At 54.6% G+C, this 17,219-nt stretch carries 17 protein-coding genes and 5 pseudogenes; 11 read left to right on the top strand and 11 right to left on the bottom strand.

Features of this window, described 5'->3' with window-relative positions; all coding sequences use genetic code 11:
• Positions 1-151: 151 nt before the first annotated feature.
• The 11 genes and pseudogenes from ACQ86N_RS05980 to ACQ86N_RS05930 all read right to left on the bottom strand — a co-directional run bounded on the left by ACQ86N_RS05980 (position 152) and on the right by ACQ86N_RS05930 (position 8,910).
• Positions 152-964 (bottom strand): enoyl-ACP reductase FabI, encoded by an 813-nt coding sequence (locus ACQ86N_RS05980; RefSeq protein WP_431214382.1) that lies wholly within the window; start codon positions 962-964, stop codon positions 152-154.
• 36 nt (positions 965-1,000) lie between these two features.
• Positions 1,001-1,204 carry a hypothetical protein gene (locus ACQ86N_RS05975; protein WP_431214381.1) on the bottom strand — a complete coding sequence of 68 codons (204 nt, stop codon included), beginning with the start codon at positions 1,202-1,204 and terminating at the stop codon, positions 1,001-1,003.
• Between the two features lie 63 nt (positions 1,205-1,267).
• Complete coding sequence (locus tag ACQ86N_RS05970) at positions 1,268-1,780, bottom strand: hypothetical protein (protein WP_431214380.1); 513 nt, start codon at positions 1,778-1,780, stop codon at positions 1,268-1,270.
• Positions 1,774-2,922: an AAA family ATPase gene (locus tag ACQ86N_RS05965; protein ID WP_431214379.1), complete on the bottom strand. Its 1,149-nt coding sequence runs from the start codon at positions 2,920-2,922 to the stop codon at positions 1,774-1,776. The genes ACQ86N_RS05970 and ACQ86N_RS05965 overlap by 7 nt, the downstream gene beginning before the upstream one ends.
• Before the next feature lie 111 nt (positions 2,923-3,033).
• Positions 3,034-3,156: a hypothetical protein gene (locus ACQ86N_RS05960; protein ID WP_431214378.1), complete on the bottom strand. Its 123-nt coding sequence runs from the start codon at positions 3,154-3,156 to the stop codon at positions 3,034-3,036.
• Between the two features lie 74 nt (positions 3,157-3,230).
• Complete coding sequence (locus ACQ86N_RS05955) at positions 3,231-4,532, bottom strand: tetratricopeptide repeat protein (RefSeq protein WP_431214377.1); 1,302 nt, start codon at positions 4,530-4,532, stop codon at positions 3,231-3,233.
• Positions 4,533-4,590: 58 nt separating this feature from the next.
• Positions 4,591-5,178, bottom strand: a complete 588-nt coding sequence (locus ACQ86N_RS05950; protein ID WP_431214376.1) for a zinc ribbon domain-containing protein — start codon at positions 5,176-5,178, stop codon at positions 4,591-4,593.
• A complete protein-coding gene (locus tag ACQ86N_RS05945; protein ID WP_431214375.1) occupies positions 5,103-5,345 on the bottom strand; it encodes a hypothetical protein in 243 nt (80 codons plus the stop codon). Before ACQ86N_RS05945 ends, ACQ86N_RS05950 begins: the two co-directional genes overlap by 76 nt.
• Before the next feature lie 38 nt (positions 5,346-5,383).
• The gene (locus ACQ86N_RS05940; protein WP_431214374.1) at positions 5,384-5,926 is read right to left on the bottom strand and encodes a Nif3-like dinuclear metal center hexameric protein; all 543 of its coding nucleotides are present in this window, start codon (positions 5,924-5,926) and stop codon (positions 5,384-5,386) included.
• A pseudogene (locus ACQ86N_RS05935) lies at positions 5,887-6,479 on the bottom strand (Nif3-like dinuclear metal center hexameric protein). Before ACQ86N_RS05935 ends, ACQ86N_RS05940 begins: the two are co-directional and overlap by 40 nt.
• Before the next feature lie 127 nt (positions 6,480-6,606).
• Positions 6,607-8,910 carry a hypothetical protein gene (locus ACQ86N_RS05930; protein WP_431214373.1) on the bottom strand — a complete coding sequence of 768 codons (2,304 nt, stop codon included), beginning with the start codon at positions 8,908-8,910 and terminating at the stop codon, positions 6,607-6,609.
• A 107-nt stretch (positions 8,911-9,017) separates the two neighbouring features.
• Here ACQ86N_RS05930 and ACQ86N_RS05925 point away from each other — a divergent pair, with 107 nt between their 5' ends.
• The 11 genes and pseudogenes from ACQ86N_RS05925 (at position 9,018) to ACQ86N_RS05875 (ending at position 17,155) form a co-directional block, all read left to right on the top strand.
• Positions 9,018-9,374 carry a hypothetical protein gene (locus tag ACQ86N_RS05925; RefSeq protein WP_431214372.1) on the top strand — a complete coding sequence of 119 codons (357 nt, stop codon included), beginning with the start codon at positions 9,018-9,020 and terminating at the stop codon, positions 9,372-9,374.
• Positions 9,375-9,414: 40 nt separating this feature from the next.
• A pseudogene (locus ACQ86N_RS05920) lies at positions 9,415-10,530 on the top strand (carboxypeptidase M32); the annotation flags it as partial.
• A 109-nt stretch (positions 10,531-10,639) separates the two neighbouring features.
• Positions 10,640-10,969 (top strand): hypothetical protein, encoded by a 330-nt coding sequence (locus ACQ86N_RS05915; protein ID WP_431214371.1) that lies wholly within the window; start codon positions 10,640-10,642, stop codon positions 10,967-10,969.
• A gap of 101 nt (positions 10,970-11,070) precedes the next feature.
• A pseudogene (locus ACQ86N_RS05910) lies at positions 11,071-11,883 on the top strand (PKD domain-containing protein); the annotation flags it as partial.
• A pseudogene (locus ACQ86N_RS05905) lies at positions 11,868-12,077 on the top strand (PKD domain-containing protein); the annotation flags it as partial. The pseudogenes ACQ86N_RS05910 and ACQ86N_RS05905, both read left to right, overlap by 16 nt.
• A gap of 124 nt (positions 12,078-12,201) precedes the next feature.
• Positions 12,202-12,324, top strand: a pseudogene (locus tag ACQ86N_RS05900) (PKD domain-containing protein); the annotation flags it as partial.
• A 20-nt stretch (positions 12,325-12,344) separates the two neighbouring features.
• Entirely contained in the window at positions 12,345-14,654 is a 2,310-nt protein-coding gene (locus ACQ86N_RS05895; protein ID WP_431214370.1) for a PKD domain-containing protein, read from the top strand.
• Entirely contained in the window at positions 14,548-14,919 is a 372-nt protein-coding gene (locus tag ACQ86N_RS05890; RefSeq protein ID WP_431217289.1) for a PKD domain-containing protein, read from the top strand. The genes ACQ86N_RS05895 and ACQ86N_RS05890 overlap by 107 nt, the downstream gene beginning before the upstream one ends.
• Before the next feature lie 393 nt (positions 14,920-15,312).
• Positions 15,313-15,468 carry a gliding motility-associated C-terminal domain-containing protein gene (locus ACQ86N_RS05885; RefSeq protein WP_431217288.1) on the top strand — a complete coding sequence of 52 codons (156 nt, stop codon included), beginning with the start codon at positions 15,313-15,315 and terminating at the stop codon, positions 15,466-15,468.
• Between the two features lie 97 nt (positions 15,469-15,565).
• Entirely contained in the window at positions 15,566-16,564 is a 999-nt protein-coding gene (locus tag ACQ86N_RS05880; protein ID WP_431214369.1) for a PorP/SprF family type IX secretion system membrane protein, read from the top strand.
• Between the two features lie 117 nt (positions 16,565-16,681).
• On the top strand, positions 16,682-17,155 hold the full coding sequence (locus tag ACQ86N_RS05875; RefSeq protein ID WP_431214368.1) for a peroxiredoxin: 474 nt from the start codon (positions 16,682-16,684) through the stop codon (positions 17,153-17,155).
• Positions 17,156-17,219: the final 64 nt, after the last annotated feature.

The raw sequence follows: 17,219 nt of genomic DNA, 5'->3' as shown, positions 1-17,219 counted from the left end.
ACGAAGGGGAGATCTACGAAGGCATCGACGACATCTGGCCGGACTATCCGAGTCAGGAGGACTTCTTTTTTAACGAGGACGAATACTAAACGAATCAATAAAAAAGCGCCTTTTAGGGCGCTTTTTCTTTTATCATAAGGCCTGAGCCCTCCTATTTCTCCATCTGATCGATCACCGCTCCCGTAACCCCGGTGGTAGAATACCCTCCGTCATGGAATAGATTCTGCATAGTCACCATCTTTGTCAGATCGCTGAACAAGGTCACGCAATAGTCCGCGCACTCGTCCGCCGATGCATTCCCCAGCGGACTCATCTTCTCCGCGAAATTGATAAACCCATCAAAACCCTTTACCCCGCTGCCCGCCGTCGTCCGGGTGGGAGACTGGCTGACCGTATTGACCCTTACCTTCTTCCGCACGCCATAGTGGTAGCCAAAACTACGGGTTACACTCTCGAGCAGAGCCTTCGCGTCCGCCATCTCATTGTAGTCAGGGAATACCCGCTGCGCAGCGATATACGTCAACGCCACCACGCTGGCGCCCTCCGACAGGGCATCCATATCCCAGGCCGTCCTCAACACCCGGTGCAGCGACATAGCCGATATATCCAGAGTCTTCTTGTTCCACTCATAGTCCATCTCCACATAGTGCTTACCCTTCCGCACATTCAGCCCCATCCCGATGGAATGAAGGACAAAATCGACCGGCCCGCCAAAATGCTTCATCGACTCTTCGAACAGCTTCTTCAGGTCATCCATATTGGTCACGTCAGCCCCGATAACCGGCGCATTCACCGCCTCGGCCAGCTTGTTGATCTCACCCATCCGCAATGCCACCGGAGCATTCGACAGCACCAGCTGCGCCCCTTCCTCATGACAACGCAAAGCCGTCCTCCACGCAATGGACTTCTCATCCAATGCGCCAAAAATGATCCCTTTTTTCCCTTTTAACAGGTTGTATGACATAGATTGAATTTTTAATTAGTCTCGCAAAATAACAAATTATTGACCAAACAACCTCACTACAATGCCCACTATCAGGACGGTATAGATGATGATCAGCAAAAAATTCGCGAAAATAAATAGGAAGAACCGCACCGCCGCCTCCCGCGGCTTTATCACCCGCTGCAACCACCTGTTGAGATAGTAGAATGGAACCAACACCACGATAATGACCAATAAAATAAGTAGCGATCGAAGTCTCATAGATAATCCTCATTAATCCCCGCTCCCGGTACGCAATACGCGTCCACCCGCCGCCGCGGACCCCTACTGCATAACCATCTCCCTCGCATTCTCCAGCGCCGCGGCCGTAGGCTTCTCCCCACTCAGCATCTGGGCGATGGCCGTGATCCGCTCATCCTGACTCAGCAGCCGGATATTCGTCTTGATCGCTTCTCCCTTCACCTGCTTATATACAAAATAGTGCGCGTCGGCTTTACCGGCTATCTGCGGCTGGTGCGTTATACAGATGACCTGTCTCTTTTTGGCCAGATTCTTCAGGATGATCCCGACCTGCTTCGCCGCCTCCCCGGAGATACCGGTGTCGATCTCGTCGAAGATGAGCGTAGCCAGATCGATCGACTCCGCCACCAGAGACTTGATACAAAGCATCAGCCGGCTCAGCTCGCCGCCGGACGCCACCTTGCGGATAGGCTCGAAGCGGTTGCTTTTATTGGCGTCGAACAGGAATTGAATATCGTCCATCCCAAAGGCATTCAGCCCAGCCTCCTGCACCTCCACCTTCAGTCGTGCATTGGGCATCCCCACCTGTTTCAGCAACTTGTTGACCTGCTGCTCCAGCGACTCGACCTGCGCCTGACGAGCTTTGGACAGAGCCGCCGCCTTTTCTTCACCTCCTGCAAGAGCCGCCCCACCTCTTTCTCGCCGGCCGCAATGCTCTCATCCACCTGAAGGGAATCCTTCAATTTCTCCTCCAGCCGCCGGGAGATCACAAGAAGCTCGGACGTAGTATGCACGCCATGTTTCTTTAATAATTTGTAGCCCATGGACAGCCGCTCGTTGATCTCCTCGATACGACGCGGATCATAGCCCACGTCCTCGTTGACCCTTTCGACATCCCCGGCAATATCCTGCAATTCGATCTGTACAGAGGAAATCCTGTCGGCAAGACCCTTCAGTTCCTCATGGAACGCCGCATACTGATGCAGTGAATGCTGCAGCACCTTCAGCTGTTGTACCATCGGCTGCTCACCTTCCTTCAGGTCATAGTATACCTTCGACAACGCGTTCTTGATACCCTCTGAGTTATTCAACAACTTCAGCTCCTGATCCAGTTCTTCCAACTCGTTGTCTTTCCAGCCGCCCTCACTCAATTCGTCAAAAAGAAATTTATTATAGTCGAACTCCTTGTTGAACTGCGCCTTCTGCTCCTGAAGGGTCGCCAGTTCCCTCACTGCCGACTGCCACGTCCGATAAGTATTGCGGTACTCTTCCAGAGCCGCACCCTGTCCCGCAAGCGCATCCAGCACCTCCCGCTGAAAATCGGATTCACCCAGCTCGAGGGTATCGAACTGGCGGTGCAGATCCACCAGCAGAGAGCTCAGCTTCCTCAGCTGCTCGAGGTTGACCGGCGTATCATTTACAAAAGCCCTGGACTTGCCCGTAGGAGCAATCTCCCGCCGGATCACCACTTCATCTTCCACATCCAGCTCGTTCTCCGCAAAAAAGGCCAGCACTTCTTTCCTCCCCTTAACCCCGAAACTCCCCTCGACCACACACTTTTTGTCGCGCTGAAGCAGCACGGCCGTATCGGCCCTGTCCCCCAGGATCAGCGACAAAGCCCCCATCAGGATGGACTTACCAGCCCCCGTTTCACCCGTGATGACATTCATCCGGTGCGAGAACTGAATACCTAGCTCGTCGATAATGGCGTAATTCTGAATATGGATGCTTTGTAACATAAGACGACGGCAAATTAATGATTTAGCCCATTCTGTACCGCACAAAATTCCCACACCCGAAAGGTCACGGTTCACTTCCACAACCGGCCGTGGTTCACACGGTTCTCGGCCTCACCCGCAGCGGTTCACGACCTCACTCCCCTTGCACCTCGCAATCCCCGCCTTGGCGCGCTGATCCAGCGAATTCTTATAGTCATGATCCTTCAGCGACAAACACTTCTGAAAAAATGCCACCGCCCGCACCTTATCCCCCCGCTGCTCATAGATATATCCCGTCTGCAGCGCCGCACGGGCAGCGTAATATTCTTTTAGCTCTTCCCCGTCTTGATGGCCGTCAGATAAGCCCCGATCGCCTCATCACTTCTCCCCAATCCGTCATAGATACGCGCCAGCCTGTAGGCCAGTTCACACTTATCCTCCGGCGAGGCCAGGTCCGAACTGCTCATCCCCTCCAGCGAGGGAAGCGCCTCCGAATAATACCCGCCGTCACTAAGCAGCCTCGCCCGCAGCAGCCTCTTGTCCGGCCATTTCCCGATGCGCGCATTCTTCAACGCCTGCTTGTCAGCATCCGCCTCCGCCGAGCCACGCCGTATTACCAGCAACCGGCAACTATCCGCCTTCTGCATTTCTCCGCTCAGATAATAAGACCAGCTCAGCTTTTCCAGCGCGTCCTTTACATAGAACCGGCCCCTGAACCGCTGCAGATAACGCCCCAGGTATGCAGCAGCCGAAGGGTCCAGATGGTTCAGCCTCGCATAACCCATCTCCAAATCCCAGACCGGCATGTCCATATAACCAGGTCCGTCGTTCATCTGCGAGATGACCTGTTCCGCCATCGCCGACCGGTGATCGTTGATGCACAGATTGGCGTACAGGTAAGTGAAAAGATGATTATTCTTCACGTCCAGCCGGCGCTGCCGGATGAACTGAAACACTTCTTCGTGCCTGTTCCCGATGTAGAACTGCAAATAGAGATAATAAAAGATCGCCTCCTCCCTGTACAGTTCTGCAGCGGGACCTTCCATCGCCATGAACCTCTCCAGCTGCGCCATTCCGCCCGCCACGCTTCCCCTGATCCCCAGCAGATTGCTAAGCCATTTGTATCCATCTGGTATCGTCCCGGCCACGACCTGCATCGCCCCACTCAACATCTTCGCCGGTCCAAAATCAGGGAATTTCCTTTCACATTCCCTGCTCTGGATAAACGATCTCCGGAACTCCCAGCCTGCATCCCAATTACTGCCAAACTTGATCCGGATGGCAGCCCACTGAAAATGAATGATACTCCTCGTGAACAGACTAAAAGGCGAAGACTCCGGCCCCTCGCTCATCAGGGCGATACGCGCGTCGAGCCGGCCGCGGGCGGCCTGGTATAGTACCGGATCTTCATTGAAGAATAGCTGAAAAAAATCGACGTAATTGTCGAGAAAATAAGGGATGAGATTGGACGGGTCCCGTCGCTTCTCCTGCTCGAGTAGCCTCGCGCCTTCTTCCAGCCGCAACCGGATGATGGCCTGATAGGCCTGCCGGCAGCCCGCGCTAAAATCATAGTGCTTTTCTGCCGTCACTGCCCTGGGCGCCGCGATCATCATGCAAGCCGTGATCACCACGCAAAATAAAAGGCGTTCTGTTATCGAACGCCTTTTAAAAGATATTCCCGAAACCAACCTATTTAACTTCAATAGAGTCATTTAGTTCGTTGTCGACCAGGATACGACCACAGTTCTCACACACGATGATCTTTTTCCGCTGGCGGATCTCGCTCTGGCGCTGGGGCGGAATAGCGTTGAAACACCCGCCGCAGGCGTCTCTCAGCACGGGCACTACCGCCAGACCATTCCGGTAGTTGCCGCGAATGCGGTCATAGGAATGCAGCAGCCGGGGCTCTACCTTCTCTCTCGCGTCTGTGGACAGCTTTGTAAAATGTTTTTCTTCTTTTTCTGTAGTAGCGATGATCTTGTCCAGCTCATCCTTCTTGTTCTTCAGAACAGACTCTTTCGTGCCGATGTTCTTCTTCGCCTTCTCGAGCAGTTGTACCTTTTCGGCGATCTCCTCGTTGGCGTCCTTGATATGCTTCTCCGCCAGTTTGACCTCCAGCTGCTGCATCTCGATCTCTTTGTTGATCGCCTCGAATTCGCGGCTGTTCTTTACGTTCTGGCTTTGTTTGTCGTATTTCTTGATCAGGGTATCGGCTTCCTTGATCGCTTCCTTCTTTTGATTGATGAATTCCTGGATCCCATTGATCTCCTCTTCCACGCGAGTCTGACGAGCGTGCAGACCTGTATCTCGTCTTCCAGGTCGCTGACTTCCATCGGAAGTTCACCCTTCAGGATCTTGTACTCGTCTAACTTCGATTCAATTTTTTGGAGGGTCACAAGCGATGTGAGCTTTTCCTCAACAGAGAATTCTTTTACGTTTGACATAAGTTTATTTTACTTCTACCGAACCACTCCCCCGCGGCTCAGTAATAATTAACCGGATTCGTTTTGATCCCCGATTTAAGGACCGCAAAATTACTAAATTTTTCCCGCAAAACCTCAAAAAGCAAGTCAACAGTGAATTGCTCGCTTTCAAAATGACCGATATCGGCTATAACCAACTGGTCGTTCGCGTCAAAAAACTCATGATATTTAACATCCGAGGTCACATAAAAGTTGGCCCCAGAAGCTAAAGCATTGGAAATCAAAAAACTACCGGCGCCTCCACAAACAGCCACCCTCGAAACCGTCCTCCCCGTCAGCGGCGTATGCCGGACCACCGGCACCCCGAACTCCCTTTTCAACAGGTCCAGAAACGCCCGCTCCGCCATCGGCTCAGCCAATTCACCCACCAGCCCCGATCCGACCCCGGACCAGGTATTGGCCAGCGGCACCAGATCATACGCAACCTCTTCATAAGGATGTGCAGCGACCATGGCCTCCGCCACCTTCCGGCTGAGATGCGCCGGAACGACCACCTCCAGCCTCACCTCCATCTCTTCATGCCGCAACCCCTGCTGCCCCACGTAGGGCTGCGTCCCCTCCCCTGCCTTGAACGTCCCGATCCCCCCACGCCAAAACTACACTCGCTGTACCCCCCAATATGCCCTGCCCCGGCCGCAAAAATCGCCGCCCGGACCGTGTCCAGGTGATCCACAGGAACAAAACAATATAGCTTTTGCAGGGTTCCCGCCCGCGGCAACGGCGCCCTGCCTCCCGAAATCCCCAGCCGCCGCGCAATCCGCCCGTTCACTCCCTCCCGCACAACATTGTCGAGATTGGTATGAATGGCGTATATGGCGATGTCCTTTTGATAGCCGCGATCACCGTCCGCTCGACGTAATTGCGCCCGGTGATCTTCTTCAGCCCGCCAAACACGATGGGGTGATGGGCCACCACGAGATTGCACCCGCGCGAAACAGCCTCCGCAACCACCGCCTCGGTCACATCCAGTGTGGTGAGAATTCCTGAACACTCCCATCCTCCACGCCCCGTCAGCAATCCGGCATTGTCGTACGACTCCTGCCAGGACAATGGCGCAAGTGCCTCCAAATGACCGATGACCTCAGATATTCTCATTACTGAATGATCTTTTCAATATGTGTCAGTTTACCGTCTTCATTAAAGCCCTCCATCACTATTCTCAGCTTCCTGGAAATATCGTTGTTGAAGAAGTCGACATTCACGCGCTTGCTATCCCTGTCCGTCAGCAGATAGGGCTTCCAGTACAGCGTCGTCCGGAGATCGCCATTCTCATTCTGCGCGGTGTTCTCCGGTAGTTCGGCACATAGAACTCCTTCGGCATCGAATACCCGATAAGGATCGCCCGGGACAGCCCCTTGAAATTGGGATCGGACCTCTTCTCGTCGCCCCCCTTCTTGGTATATACGGCGATCGTACCGCCCGAACCACCGCCAAATCCTACTCCCGACCCCGGCCGGAAGACCTTGATCAGGGCGACGTCGGTCACAGGCGTGCTCTGCAGCTGTTGAGCGTCCACCTGCATCTCATTCAGGTACAACTGCGGACTGCCCCCGCGCCAACTCAGCGACGGCGTGCCACCCGGCCCATTTCCAGGCGTGATCTGCAGACCCGCGACCTTGCCCTGCAGATAGGTAAAGATATCCAGCTGCGAGGCCGCCAGCGGATCGTTTATAAGGTCGAACTTGTAGGCATCCCCGCCGCCGAACAGACCCGACGCATATTTTTCGTCAAGCTTGTCAACCTCGCTCTTCACACGCCCCTTCACCGTCACCGACTCGAGGGTCTTCACCTTCGCATCGTCTATCGGCTTTACCTTCGCTATCTCCTCCGCTATATACCGGTTGCGCCTCAGATAGGCGGAGTCTTCCGCAGTCCACCCTTCGAATGCCGCCGTCTGCGGCTTAGCCGTACGCGGTCCTCTTACCAGACCCGTATTGAAGGTGATGGCCGCCTGATCGGACAGTGCGCGATTGACATTGAACTGGTAGAAAGCCCGCACCGTATCAAAAAAGACAAGCCCCGTTACGCCAAAATTATTTCCCGACAAATGTGGTATCTGCAGCATCTGCGTGCTGGAGTCCTTGCGGCTCATGATGACATTCATGAACTCGTCCCTGCTGATCTTACTGGCGTCCACACCCAGCACCTGCACTTTCATGGAAAGGTAGTCCTGCTCGGGATTTTTGATCACCGGCACCTGCCCACGGGCAAGCATATCCCATTTCAGCCGCCGCCAGCCATGAGTCATCATCACCAGATCCAGGTGCCTGGTCAGACTGTCCGCCGTCCCGGAGAAATAATAGGCAGGGTTGTGAATATATCCCCGCAGCTCCCCGGTCAGCAACAGGCGGGATATGATATTGTCATCGCCCGGGAACTCGCCGTCAGCCGTGGCATCCGTGACAGCCAGCGACATATTCGATTTCAGCGTATCCGGGACATCGATCGTCAGCGAGTTCTTACCCCTCCTGGTCACGCCCTTCAGCGTCACCGCAATATCCGGATGGAAAAGAAATTCATGGTTATTGACAAAGACCACGCGCTCAGCCACCGGCACCATATCCGCCGTAAAAACTGTCAGTTGCAAAACACCCGACGGCAGCTGCCCCGTTGGGATCGTACCCCCACTCATAAAATTTTCTTCCAGGTTGATCTTGGCCTTATACACCAGATGCTGGTGCATATGCGCGATGATGGTCAGATGCTGAAAATCCGCACCCGCATCCTGGGCGCGCGCAACGGAAAACAACACCTTCTGATTGCCGGGTATGGCCCGCAGCGAAGCACCCAAGGTCTTTGCAGCAGGCAGCCCCGTCCGGTGCTCGATCCCCGCATCGTCCTTCCATACCGCCGTCAGCGAATCGTCCTTATCCATAGTGACCAGGAACTTCCCCATCCCGTCGTGATCCGAGGCAAATGTCAGCACCTCCTTACCCGACTTGTCAACCACAGACCCTTTCACGGGAAAGGGATAGCCGAACTGATCGTTCGCCTTGAATGCAACAGTACCCTCCACTCCGGCTATCAGGTCTCCGCCTTCGGGAAAGAACTGCAGTTTCATCTGACGCTGCACCAGCGTCACCGTCACCCCGGCAGAGTCCAGCTGCTTATCGAAAATGCGGATATCCTTTTCGAAATAGAACGCCGTATCGAAATTCGTCATCCAGGTGGTATAGGCCCTGAAATGCAGATGCCCGCTCTTCAAAGTCTTCGGCAGGTCGAAATTGCCCGCCGTACTCGACTCCGAAACCGGATACGCCTTACGCTGGAGAATAGCTCCCGACGCATCGGACAGCTCTGCATAAAAATTCTTGCTGTAAAGGGACGGGTCCGCTCCCGAAAATATATAAGCCTTGAACCAGATCGTCTCCCCGGGAGCATAGATCTTCTTATCGAATTGTATATGGACCTTTTCCTGAGGGAAATTATTTGCGTAGACGTTCAGCATAGAGTCCAGCTTCTGGGCGCTGACCGGAGAAACAATCAGGCTAAGCAGCAGTGAAAACAATGGCAGGACAACGGGCAAAAAGACAGCGATGCTTGTTCATACGGTGAAATTATTCAACTCAATCAGAAAAAGATGCTTAAAATGCAATTAATTTATAAAAATTCCCAGCCAGAAAAATTGTTAAAATGGTTTTAACAAAGTCTACCGCCGACCTCTATAAGGAATATACGGATCGCATGCAGAAGATCGCCGACGTAAAATACTCGGCGGCCGTACTCCAGTGGGACCAGGAGACCTACCTTCCGCCCAAAGGCGCGGAATTCCGGGGCCGTCAGCTCGCTACCCTTTCCGAGATCGCCCACGAATGGTTTATCGATCCCTCCCCGGGCCTTCTCCTGCAGGAGTTGCAGGGACGCGGAGACCTCGGCGAATCACAGCGCCGCAACGTAGACCTGAGTCTGGAAGACTACGACAAACAAAAGAAATTCACCCCGGCCTTTATCCGGCAACTCAGCGAGAACTACCTCCCGCAGCTTTCATAGCTGGCTCCAGGCGAGAAATGCCAACTCATTTGCCCGTTTCCAGCCGGACCTCGATCAACTGGTTCAGCTGAAAAAGGAAGAGGCGGAGCTCGCAGGCTATCAACAGCATCCCTACAACGCCCTGCTCGACCAGTACGAGAAAGGCGCGACGATCACCCTCCTCGACAAAGTCTTCTCCGAAATTCGCAGCCCGCTGAAGGACCTGCTGCAAACCATCGGCGGCCGGCCACAGGTCGACGATAGCTTCCTGCACGGCCACTTCCCCAAACAACAACAATGGGATTTCGGCATGGGTCTGATCAAACAAATGGGCTTCGATTTCGAAGCCGGCAGGCAGGACCTGTCCGAACACCCGTTCACCACCAACTTCAACAGCCGCGACGTCCGCATCACCACCCGCGTCGACGAGAACGACTTCAATCATATGACATGGTCCTGTATCCACGAGACCGGCCACGCCCTGTACGAACAGGGCCTGCCACCGGAGGAATACGGACTCCCGCTGGGAGAATATGCCTCGCTAAGCATCCACGAATCCCAGTCGCGGCTCTGGGAGAACAACATTGGAAGAAGCCTGTCCTGGTGGAAGACCATCTATCCCGGCCTTCAGAAGATCTTTCCCCAACAGCTGAGCGCAACCAATACCGAACAGTTCTATAAGGGCATCAATAAGGTACAGCCCTCCCTCATCCGCACAGAGGCCGACGAAGTCTCTTATCACTTTCACGTGATGATCCGCTACGAACTGGAAAAGAGGCTGATCGGCGGCGAACTCCGAACCGCCGATATCCCGGCATGGTGGAACGAGAATTACCACACCTGGCTCGGCGTCACGGTACCCGACGACAAAAAAGGCTGCCTTCAGGACGTGCACTGGAGCCATGGCAGTTTTGGCTATTTTCCGACCTATAGTCTCGGCAGCTTCTACGCCGCCCAGCTATTTTCGGCCGCCACCGCACAAATCGCTGATTTACATAACAGTATAGAACAAGGCAACACAACTGCCCTCCTGGAATGGCTGAGAGTCAACGTCCATCAATACGGACGACGTTACACCAGTGAGGAGCTGTGCGCCAAAGCCACCGGAAAAATCCTCGATATCGGTTATTTTTTGAGCTATTTGCTTGAAAAATACCGGAATATTTACAACTTTTGAGGTAAATCCAAGTTGCCATGAAAAGCACACTCCCCTGGCCTTACTGGCTTCGTTCGCGTTGCTCGGAACTTCGTGTAAAAAGTTTATCGAGAAAAAGGCTGAGAACGCCGTGCTGTCGATCATGACTAACGGCTATTGGTATGTCAGTGGGTATAAGCAAAATGATAGCGATATAACAGCTTCTTTCTCCGGTTATCTCTTTAAATTTGACGCGAATAATACGGTCACGGGTACGAAGGCCGGCGCATCTGTCACTGGTCAATGGGCGGTCAATATCGCCAACCGGACCATTGCCTCCAATTTTCCGGGAGCTACAGAGCCGGTGTCCCTGTTAAACGCGACATGGACCATAAAAGACAGCTATACCGATAGCGTATCCGCCTGGTCGATAGATACAGTCAAACACGCTACCAATATCCTGCAGTTGAAAAAGCAGTAATCCGCTCCTCCCGAAGACTCTCCTGTCTCCTATTCAGCCTTCAGTCATTTTCTGACTGGAAAGGTTTTTGCATTCATTGGAATATCAAAACAACAATTTCGTTGATACGAAGACTACTGATCATTATTAGCTGCTTCTGTACCCTTGGAATAGTAAGTACCCGAGCGCAGGCGCCCGTCCCGGATTTTTCGGCGTCTACCACCAGCGGCTGCGGCCCTCTCGTCGTACAATTCAAGGACAATTCCACCAACACCCCCACCTTCTGGCAGTGGGACTTTGGCAACGGACAGACCTCCGCCCAACAAAACCCCACCGCAACCTACAATAGCCCCGGCACCTACACGGTAACCCTGATCGCCCGCAACCGCAGCGGCGCCGACGCCATCCGGAAAACAGACTACATCACCGTATTCCCTTTCCCCGTGGCCAATTTCACGTCCAACGTCACCCTCGCCTGCGTCCCGGCCAATATACAGTATACCGACCAGTCGACACCGGGGCAGGGATCTATCGTATCCTGGCAGTGGGACCTTGGCGACGGCACCGGGTCCGGCGCACAGAACCCGACGCATGTCTACAACCAGACCGGCTACTACAATGTGTCGCTGAAGGTCACCAATTCCGGCGGCTGCTCCTATACGACTATACACAGCCGTTATATGCGGGTGGTCGACGGCATCAAGCCCAACTTTGCGTGGAACCAGGCGTCCGCCGCCTGTTCCGCCCCATTCGCGCTGAACTTCGTCAACCAAACCGCCGGCCCCGGTACGCTCACCTACAACTGGTCCCTCGGCAACGGCGCCACCCCCGCAACTTCCAGCGACGCCAACCCGGCGGGTATCAGCTATCCGGCCACAGGCAACTACGACGTTACGCTCCAGGTGTCCAGCGACCTGGGATGCACCGGCACGCTCACCCAGACCGTCCCACTCAACAATACCACCGCCACGATCAGCGGACCCGACAATACCTGCGTCAATACGCCCGTCACATTCGGTACCGGATCGGGACCTGCACCCTGGCCGCCCAGTGGAATTTTGGTGACGGCTCGACCTCGACCGACCCCACTCCTACCAAGTCCTATGCCGCAAACGGCACCTATACGGTCACGGCGAACATCCAGTACGCCTCCTGCGCCACTACCGCAACAAAAACTATCCAGGTAGGCGTTGCAGGCAATCCCGTCTTTATCGCCGACAAGACGATCAGCTGCGCGGCTCCCCTGACCGTCCATTTCACCGACCAGACCACTCCCGCGGCCAACCAGCTGGCTGTGGGATTTTGGCGACGGCCAAACCTCCACAGACCAGAACCCGGTGCATACCTATACGTCGACCGGAAATTTTGACGTGACGCTGACCACTACGACCGGAGGATGCTCTGGCACCACGACCATGCCGCAGTATATAAAGGTCCAGCCTCCCGTGATCACGGGTCTCGGCGGCGTCCTCGGGGCCTGTATCAATACAACGCCCGACCATACGATCATCCAACCCTCGGCCAGCGTCACCGCGCCGGATGGCATCGCCTCCTCGGTCCTCGGACGGCGCCAGATGCAACGCCTTCATCTTCCACTGCGGCGTCCCCCCAGTTCACTTTTGCCGGCACCGGCACCCATTCGGTCAGCCTCACTGTCACTACCAACGGAGGATGCCAGACCTCGCAGACCTTTACCGACGTCATAAAGATAGGAACGCCCGTCCCGGCAAGTATCACGACGGACCCGGCGCCGCTGCCGCCCGACAATACTTTTTGCGGCAGGGATTCGATCACCTTCAGCGATCCCGCCAGCCCCGCCGGCGAGTTTGTCTGGCACTGGGATTTTGGGGACGGCAATATCGTCAACACCAACCAGCCCAGTATAAAACACAGCTATTTCAGTGTAGCAAAAAAGATCGTCAAGCTCGATCTTATTCACAACGGCTGCCCGCAGTCGGCAGAACTGGACATACGCATCAACCCGCCGATCGTACTCTGGACAAATACAGCAGACTGCGTTCATGGCAATCCCTATCTCGTAACTTTCAAGGACACTTCCCAGGAATACGAGACCGACCCGTTTTCTGCAGTGTGGAACTTTGGTGATGGCAACACCCAAAGTTTGACGCGCCCCAACAACCAAACAGTCGTTCATCCCTATACTCCTCCAAGCCCTCCAGGCCTCAAATCCTTTGACGTCACTCTGACAGTATCCCAGGGCTTCTGCGTCCAGCACTTAACCAAGACTATTACGCTAGGCAACGTGTCCTTCAGTTTCAGCGTCCCTTCGCCCCAATGCTCAGGTGTTCCGATCTCGTTGACTGCAATGTCTCCCAATCCAGAACTGATAACAGGCTATTACTGGCACTGGGATTATGATAAGGATCTGCCATACGTTTTTAGCCCCTCCAACACGGCAAAGATCCAAAGCGTCAGACGGGGAACCCATGATCTCTGGCTGGTCATCCAATTAGCCAGCGGCTGCACAGATTCCATATTCCATCCGGTGCAAATAACTTATCCCGACGCATCCTTTACCATGCCCGCTGGAAGCTGCATTAACAGTAATGTTCTTTTTACCGACAAATCAACCTCTGACCTAGCCACCGGTAGTCCAGTGTCCTTCTGGGCATGGGACTTTGGAGACAGCTCGAAGCCCGACAACAACAACCAAAACCCAACCCACCAATTTAAAGACACGGGTCTGTATACTGTAACACTCCTGATCAAGGACGCCAACGGCTGCGCCCGCACCTTCACATCCCCAACACCCATCCACATCACCGGCCCCATCGCCGGCTTTATCGGCCCCGATAGTTTCTACTGCCCGAAAACGCCGCTGATATTCAAAGACACCTCCATCGGTTACAACCTCACCGACCAGCGGACCTATGGTGATGGCAGCCCCGACGACGCGACTGGCATCCATCCCTATGCCGCCAATGGAACGTATAATGTCACCCTCACGGTAACAGATGGCTACAGCTGCGTCAATACGACCACCAAATCCATCCGCATCCAGAACCCCATCGCAGCCTTCGATATCGCCGACACCACGGCTATCTGCGCGCCGCTGCAAACCCAGTTCACCGCCCACGGGCAGTACTACGATTCACTCTACTGGGACTTCGGCGACGGTTCGACCTCGACCCTCCCCGTTACCTCGCATTTTTACAATACACTCGACACCTTCTACGCAAAGCTGTTCGTCCGCGGTCCCGGCGGCTGCCTCGATTCGGCCACCCGTCGCGTCCTGCTGCTCGATCCCAACAAAACCTCCAGACTCAACTACGGCCCCGACCTCAGCAAATGCGATTCCGTGCCCATCCAATTCAACCTTACCGTCCCCGGATATACGAAGTTCACACCTCATTTTCGACGACAATACCTCGGATTCTTCGCAGAACCTCACACCCTTCCACATGTACCGAAGTCCAAGCGTCTATACCCCAACGCTCGTGCTGACCGACGCAACAGGCTGTATTGTCAATATCGGAACCTTCATCGGCCCAATCAAGGTCCCGGGATCGGTTCCCTTTGTCAGCCTCGACCCCCACGCATTCTGCGACAGCGGCACGGTCGTCTTCACAGACTATACCATCACCAACGACGGTATCGTCAACGAGACCCTCGACTTCGGCGACGGAACCTCGCCGCAGATGCACAACTCGGGCGTCGCCGATTTCAATACCGAACATTTCTATAACAAACCCGGCACATTTCTGGCTACGCTGAAGGTCACCACCAACAGTACCTGCGCGGAAACATATACAGACACCGTAAAAGTTCACCCCACCCCTCATCCGGTGATTGCAGTGACCAGTCCGCTTTGTACCGGAATTATCACATTCGCGGGCACCACCACCAACGCCATGACCGAACCCGTCTCCTGGGCCTGGATATGGGCAACGGACAGAAATCATCCGTTCAGAACCCGTCCTCCAGCTATAAGCCCGGCCCCTACACCGTGAGTCTGCAAACTTCGGTACCCTTCGGCTGCAAAGACACGACCTCGGCAGCAATTGTCGTCAACCCCCTTCCCGAAATAAAAGGTCCCCACGAGATAACCTCACCCGTCGGCTTTCCGATCACCATTCCCTTTACCTATAGCAGCAACGTCACCACCTGGGTATGGACGCCGGCGGACAGTCTCAGCTGCGCCGACTGCGCCAACCCCTCCGCGACCCTCGTATTCAAAAGCTTTTCCGCGTCACCGTTACGGACGTCAATAACTGCGTGGCGTCCGACTCCATCCTTGTCAAAACTATCTGTAACGACAAGAACTACTTTATCCCGAATACGTTCTCGCCCAACGGCGACGGCAACAATGACTATTTCTTCCCCGTGGAAGCAATCTTTACAATATCCAGTCGCTTCGCGTGTTCAACCGCTGGGGACAGCTGGTGTTCGAACGGAGGGACTTCCCCGCGAATAACCCGACGCTGGGCTGGGACGGCAATATCAACGGCCGCCCGGCGCCGGTAGACGCCTATATCTATATCGCTGAGGGTGATTTGTAACAACGCCGAGGTGATAAGCCTGCACGGCGACGTCTCGTTGATCCGATAGGACCTAAAAACTAAAAAGTGAAAAGACATCTCCGCCATATCGTCCTTCTTGCGCTGCTGGCCACCGCCCGGTCAACGTCGGCCCAGGACATCCACTTCTCGCAGTTCTTCGAGACACCGCTGCTGCGCAACCCGGCCCCTGGCCGGCATCTTCACCGGCGACTACCGCATCCAGACAGTCTTCCGCGACCAGTGGAACAGTTTCACCAACGCCTACCGCACCGGCTCGCTCAGCGGTGAATACAAATGGCCCGTCGGCAGAAGCAGCGACTATTTCACTACAGCGTTCGAAGTACTCTACGACAAAGCCGGCACGGCTGCCCTGACCACTACCGAACTGCTGCCCGCCCTCAACTATCACAAGTCCCTGAGCAACGAAAAGGCCATGTACCTCTCCGTTGGATTTATGGGCGGCCTCGTCACAAAATCGATCGACATCACCAAAGTCACTACCAACAGCCAGTACAACGGGACGGCCTATGACCCCGCACTGCCCAACGGCGAAACCAACTTCTCCCCAAACGTCCACTATCTCGACGGCAGCCTCGGTATCAGTTTCAATACTACCTTCGGCCCCGACAATCACAATACCTTTTTCACCGGCTTCGCCTACCACCACCTCAACCGGCCAAAGAATTCCTTCTATAAGAACCCCTCCGTCGAGCTGGACCCCAAATACGTTTTCTCCGCGGGTATAAAAGCAATCATCAACGAACAGGCTTATTTTACCGTGCAGGCCGACCACTCCCGCCAGGGGCCGTCGCAGGAGACCATCGCCGGGGTGCTCTATTCCTACAAACTCGGGGACGATCCGGAAAACTCCGGCTATACCCTCCACCTCGGCGGCTTCGTCCGATGGAAGGACGCCCTTATCCCCGTTATCAAACTGGAAATGAATTCTCTCGCCGTCGCACTCAGCTATGACGCCAATATCTCCGAACTAAAGACCGCCAGCCAGGGCAGAGGAGGCTTTGAACTCTCCATCTCCTATATCGGTTTTCTCGATCGGGAAAATGCGAAGTACCGAATCCTCTGTCCGAAATTTTAGTCCCTGAACCGGCGGAGCCGGTTCGTCCGCTCCGCGGACAATCATTAGACCCGCCGCAAAAAAATTATTTCTTAAAATAATTTTTTGCTGTAACCTTTACCAATAAATAACATTCCCATGAGCACTATCCAAATCGGCCAGCAAGCCCCCGGCTTCACACTATACGACTCCGACAAACAAAAAGTAAACCTCTCCGACTACAAAGGAAAGAACGTCCTTCTACTCTTCTTCCCGGCCGCCTTCACCAGCGTATGTACACAGGAGTTATGCAGCACCCGCGACAACATCGCCCTTTACAACAAGGCCAACGCCCAGGTATTCGGCATTAGCGTCGACATGCCCTTCAGCCTCGCCAAATTCAAGGAAGAACAAAAGCTCAACTTCCCCCTGCTCAGCGATTTCAATAAAGAGGCCTCGACAGCGTATGGCTGCCTCTACGAAACCTTCGCCGTCGACCTGCGGGGCGTCTCCAAACGCAGCGCCTTTGTTATCGACAAGGACGGCATCGTCCGCTATGCCGAGGTCCTCGGAAAAGCTAGCGACCTGCCCGATTTCACAGCCATCCAGAAGACCCTGGCGGGACTTTCCTGAAGTCCCCCGGCCCCCGGGGCCTCTAACACGTCGCAAAACAATAGCAATCAATTAATTAAATATG

The organism is Puia sp. P3 (genome assembly GCF_050632245.1).
In the GTDB taxonomy this organism is placed as follows: Bacteria; Bacteroidota; Bacteroidia; order Chitinophagales; family Chitinophagaceae; genus Puia.
This window is presented reverse-complemented; position numbering and strand designations above follow the sequence as displayed.

Excerpts from the sequence above, each read along its gene's own strand:
- ACQ86N_RS05980 (WP_431214382.1), bottom strand. The coding sequence starts at position 964 with ATGTCATACAACCTGTTAAAAGGGAAAAAAGGGATCATTTTTGGCGCA.
- ACQ86N_RS05975 (WP_431214381.1), bottom strand. The coding sequence starts at position 1,204 with ATGAGACTTCGATCGCTACTTATTTTATTGGTCATTATCGTGGTGTTG.
- ACQ86N_RS05965 (WP_431214379.1), bottom strand. The coding sequence starts at position 2,922 with ATGTTACAAAGCATCCATATTCAGAATTACGCCATTATCGACGAGCTA.
- ACQ86N_RS05945 (WP_431214375.1), bottom strand. The coding sequence starts at position 5,345 with ATGTCAAACGTAAAAGAATTCTCTGTTGAGGAAAAGCTCACATCGCTT.
- ACQ86N_RS05925 (WP_431214372.1), top strand. The coding sequence starts at position 9,018 with ATGGTTTTAACAAAGTCTACCGCCGACCTCTATAAGGAATATACGGAT.
- ACQ86N_RS05895 (WP_431214370.1), top strand. The coding sequence starts at position 12,345 with ATGCTCTGGCACCACGACCATGCCGCAGTATATAAAGGTCCAGCCTCC.
- ACQ86N_RS05875 (WP_431214368.1), top strand. The coding sequence starts at position 16,682 with ATGAGCACTATCCAAATCGGCCAGCAAGCCCCCGGCTTCACACTATAC.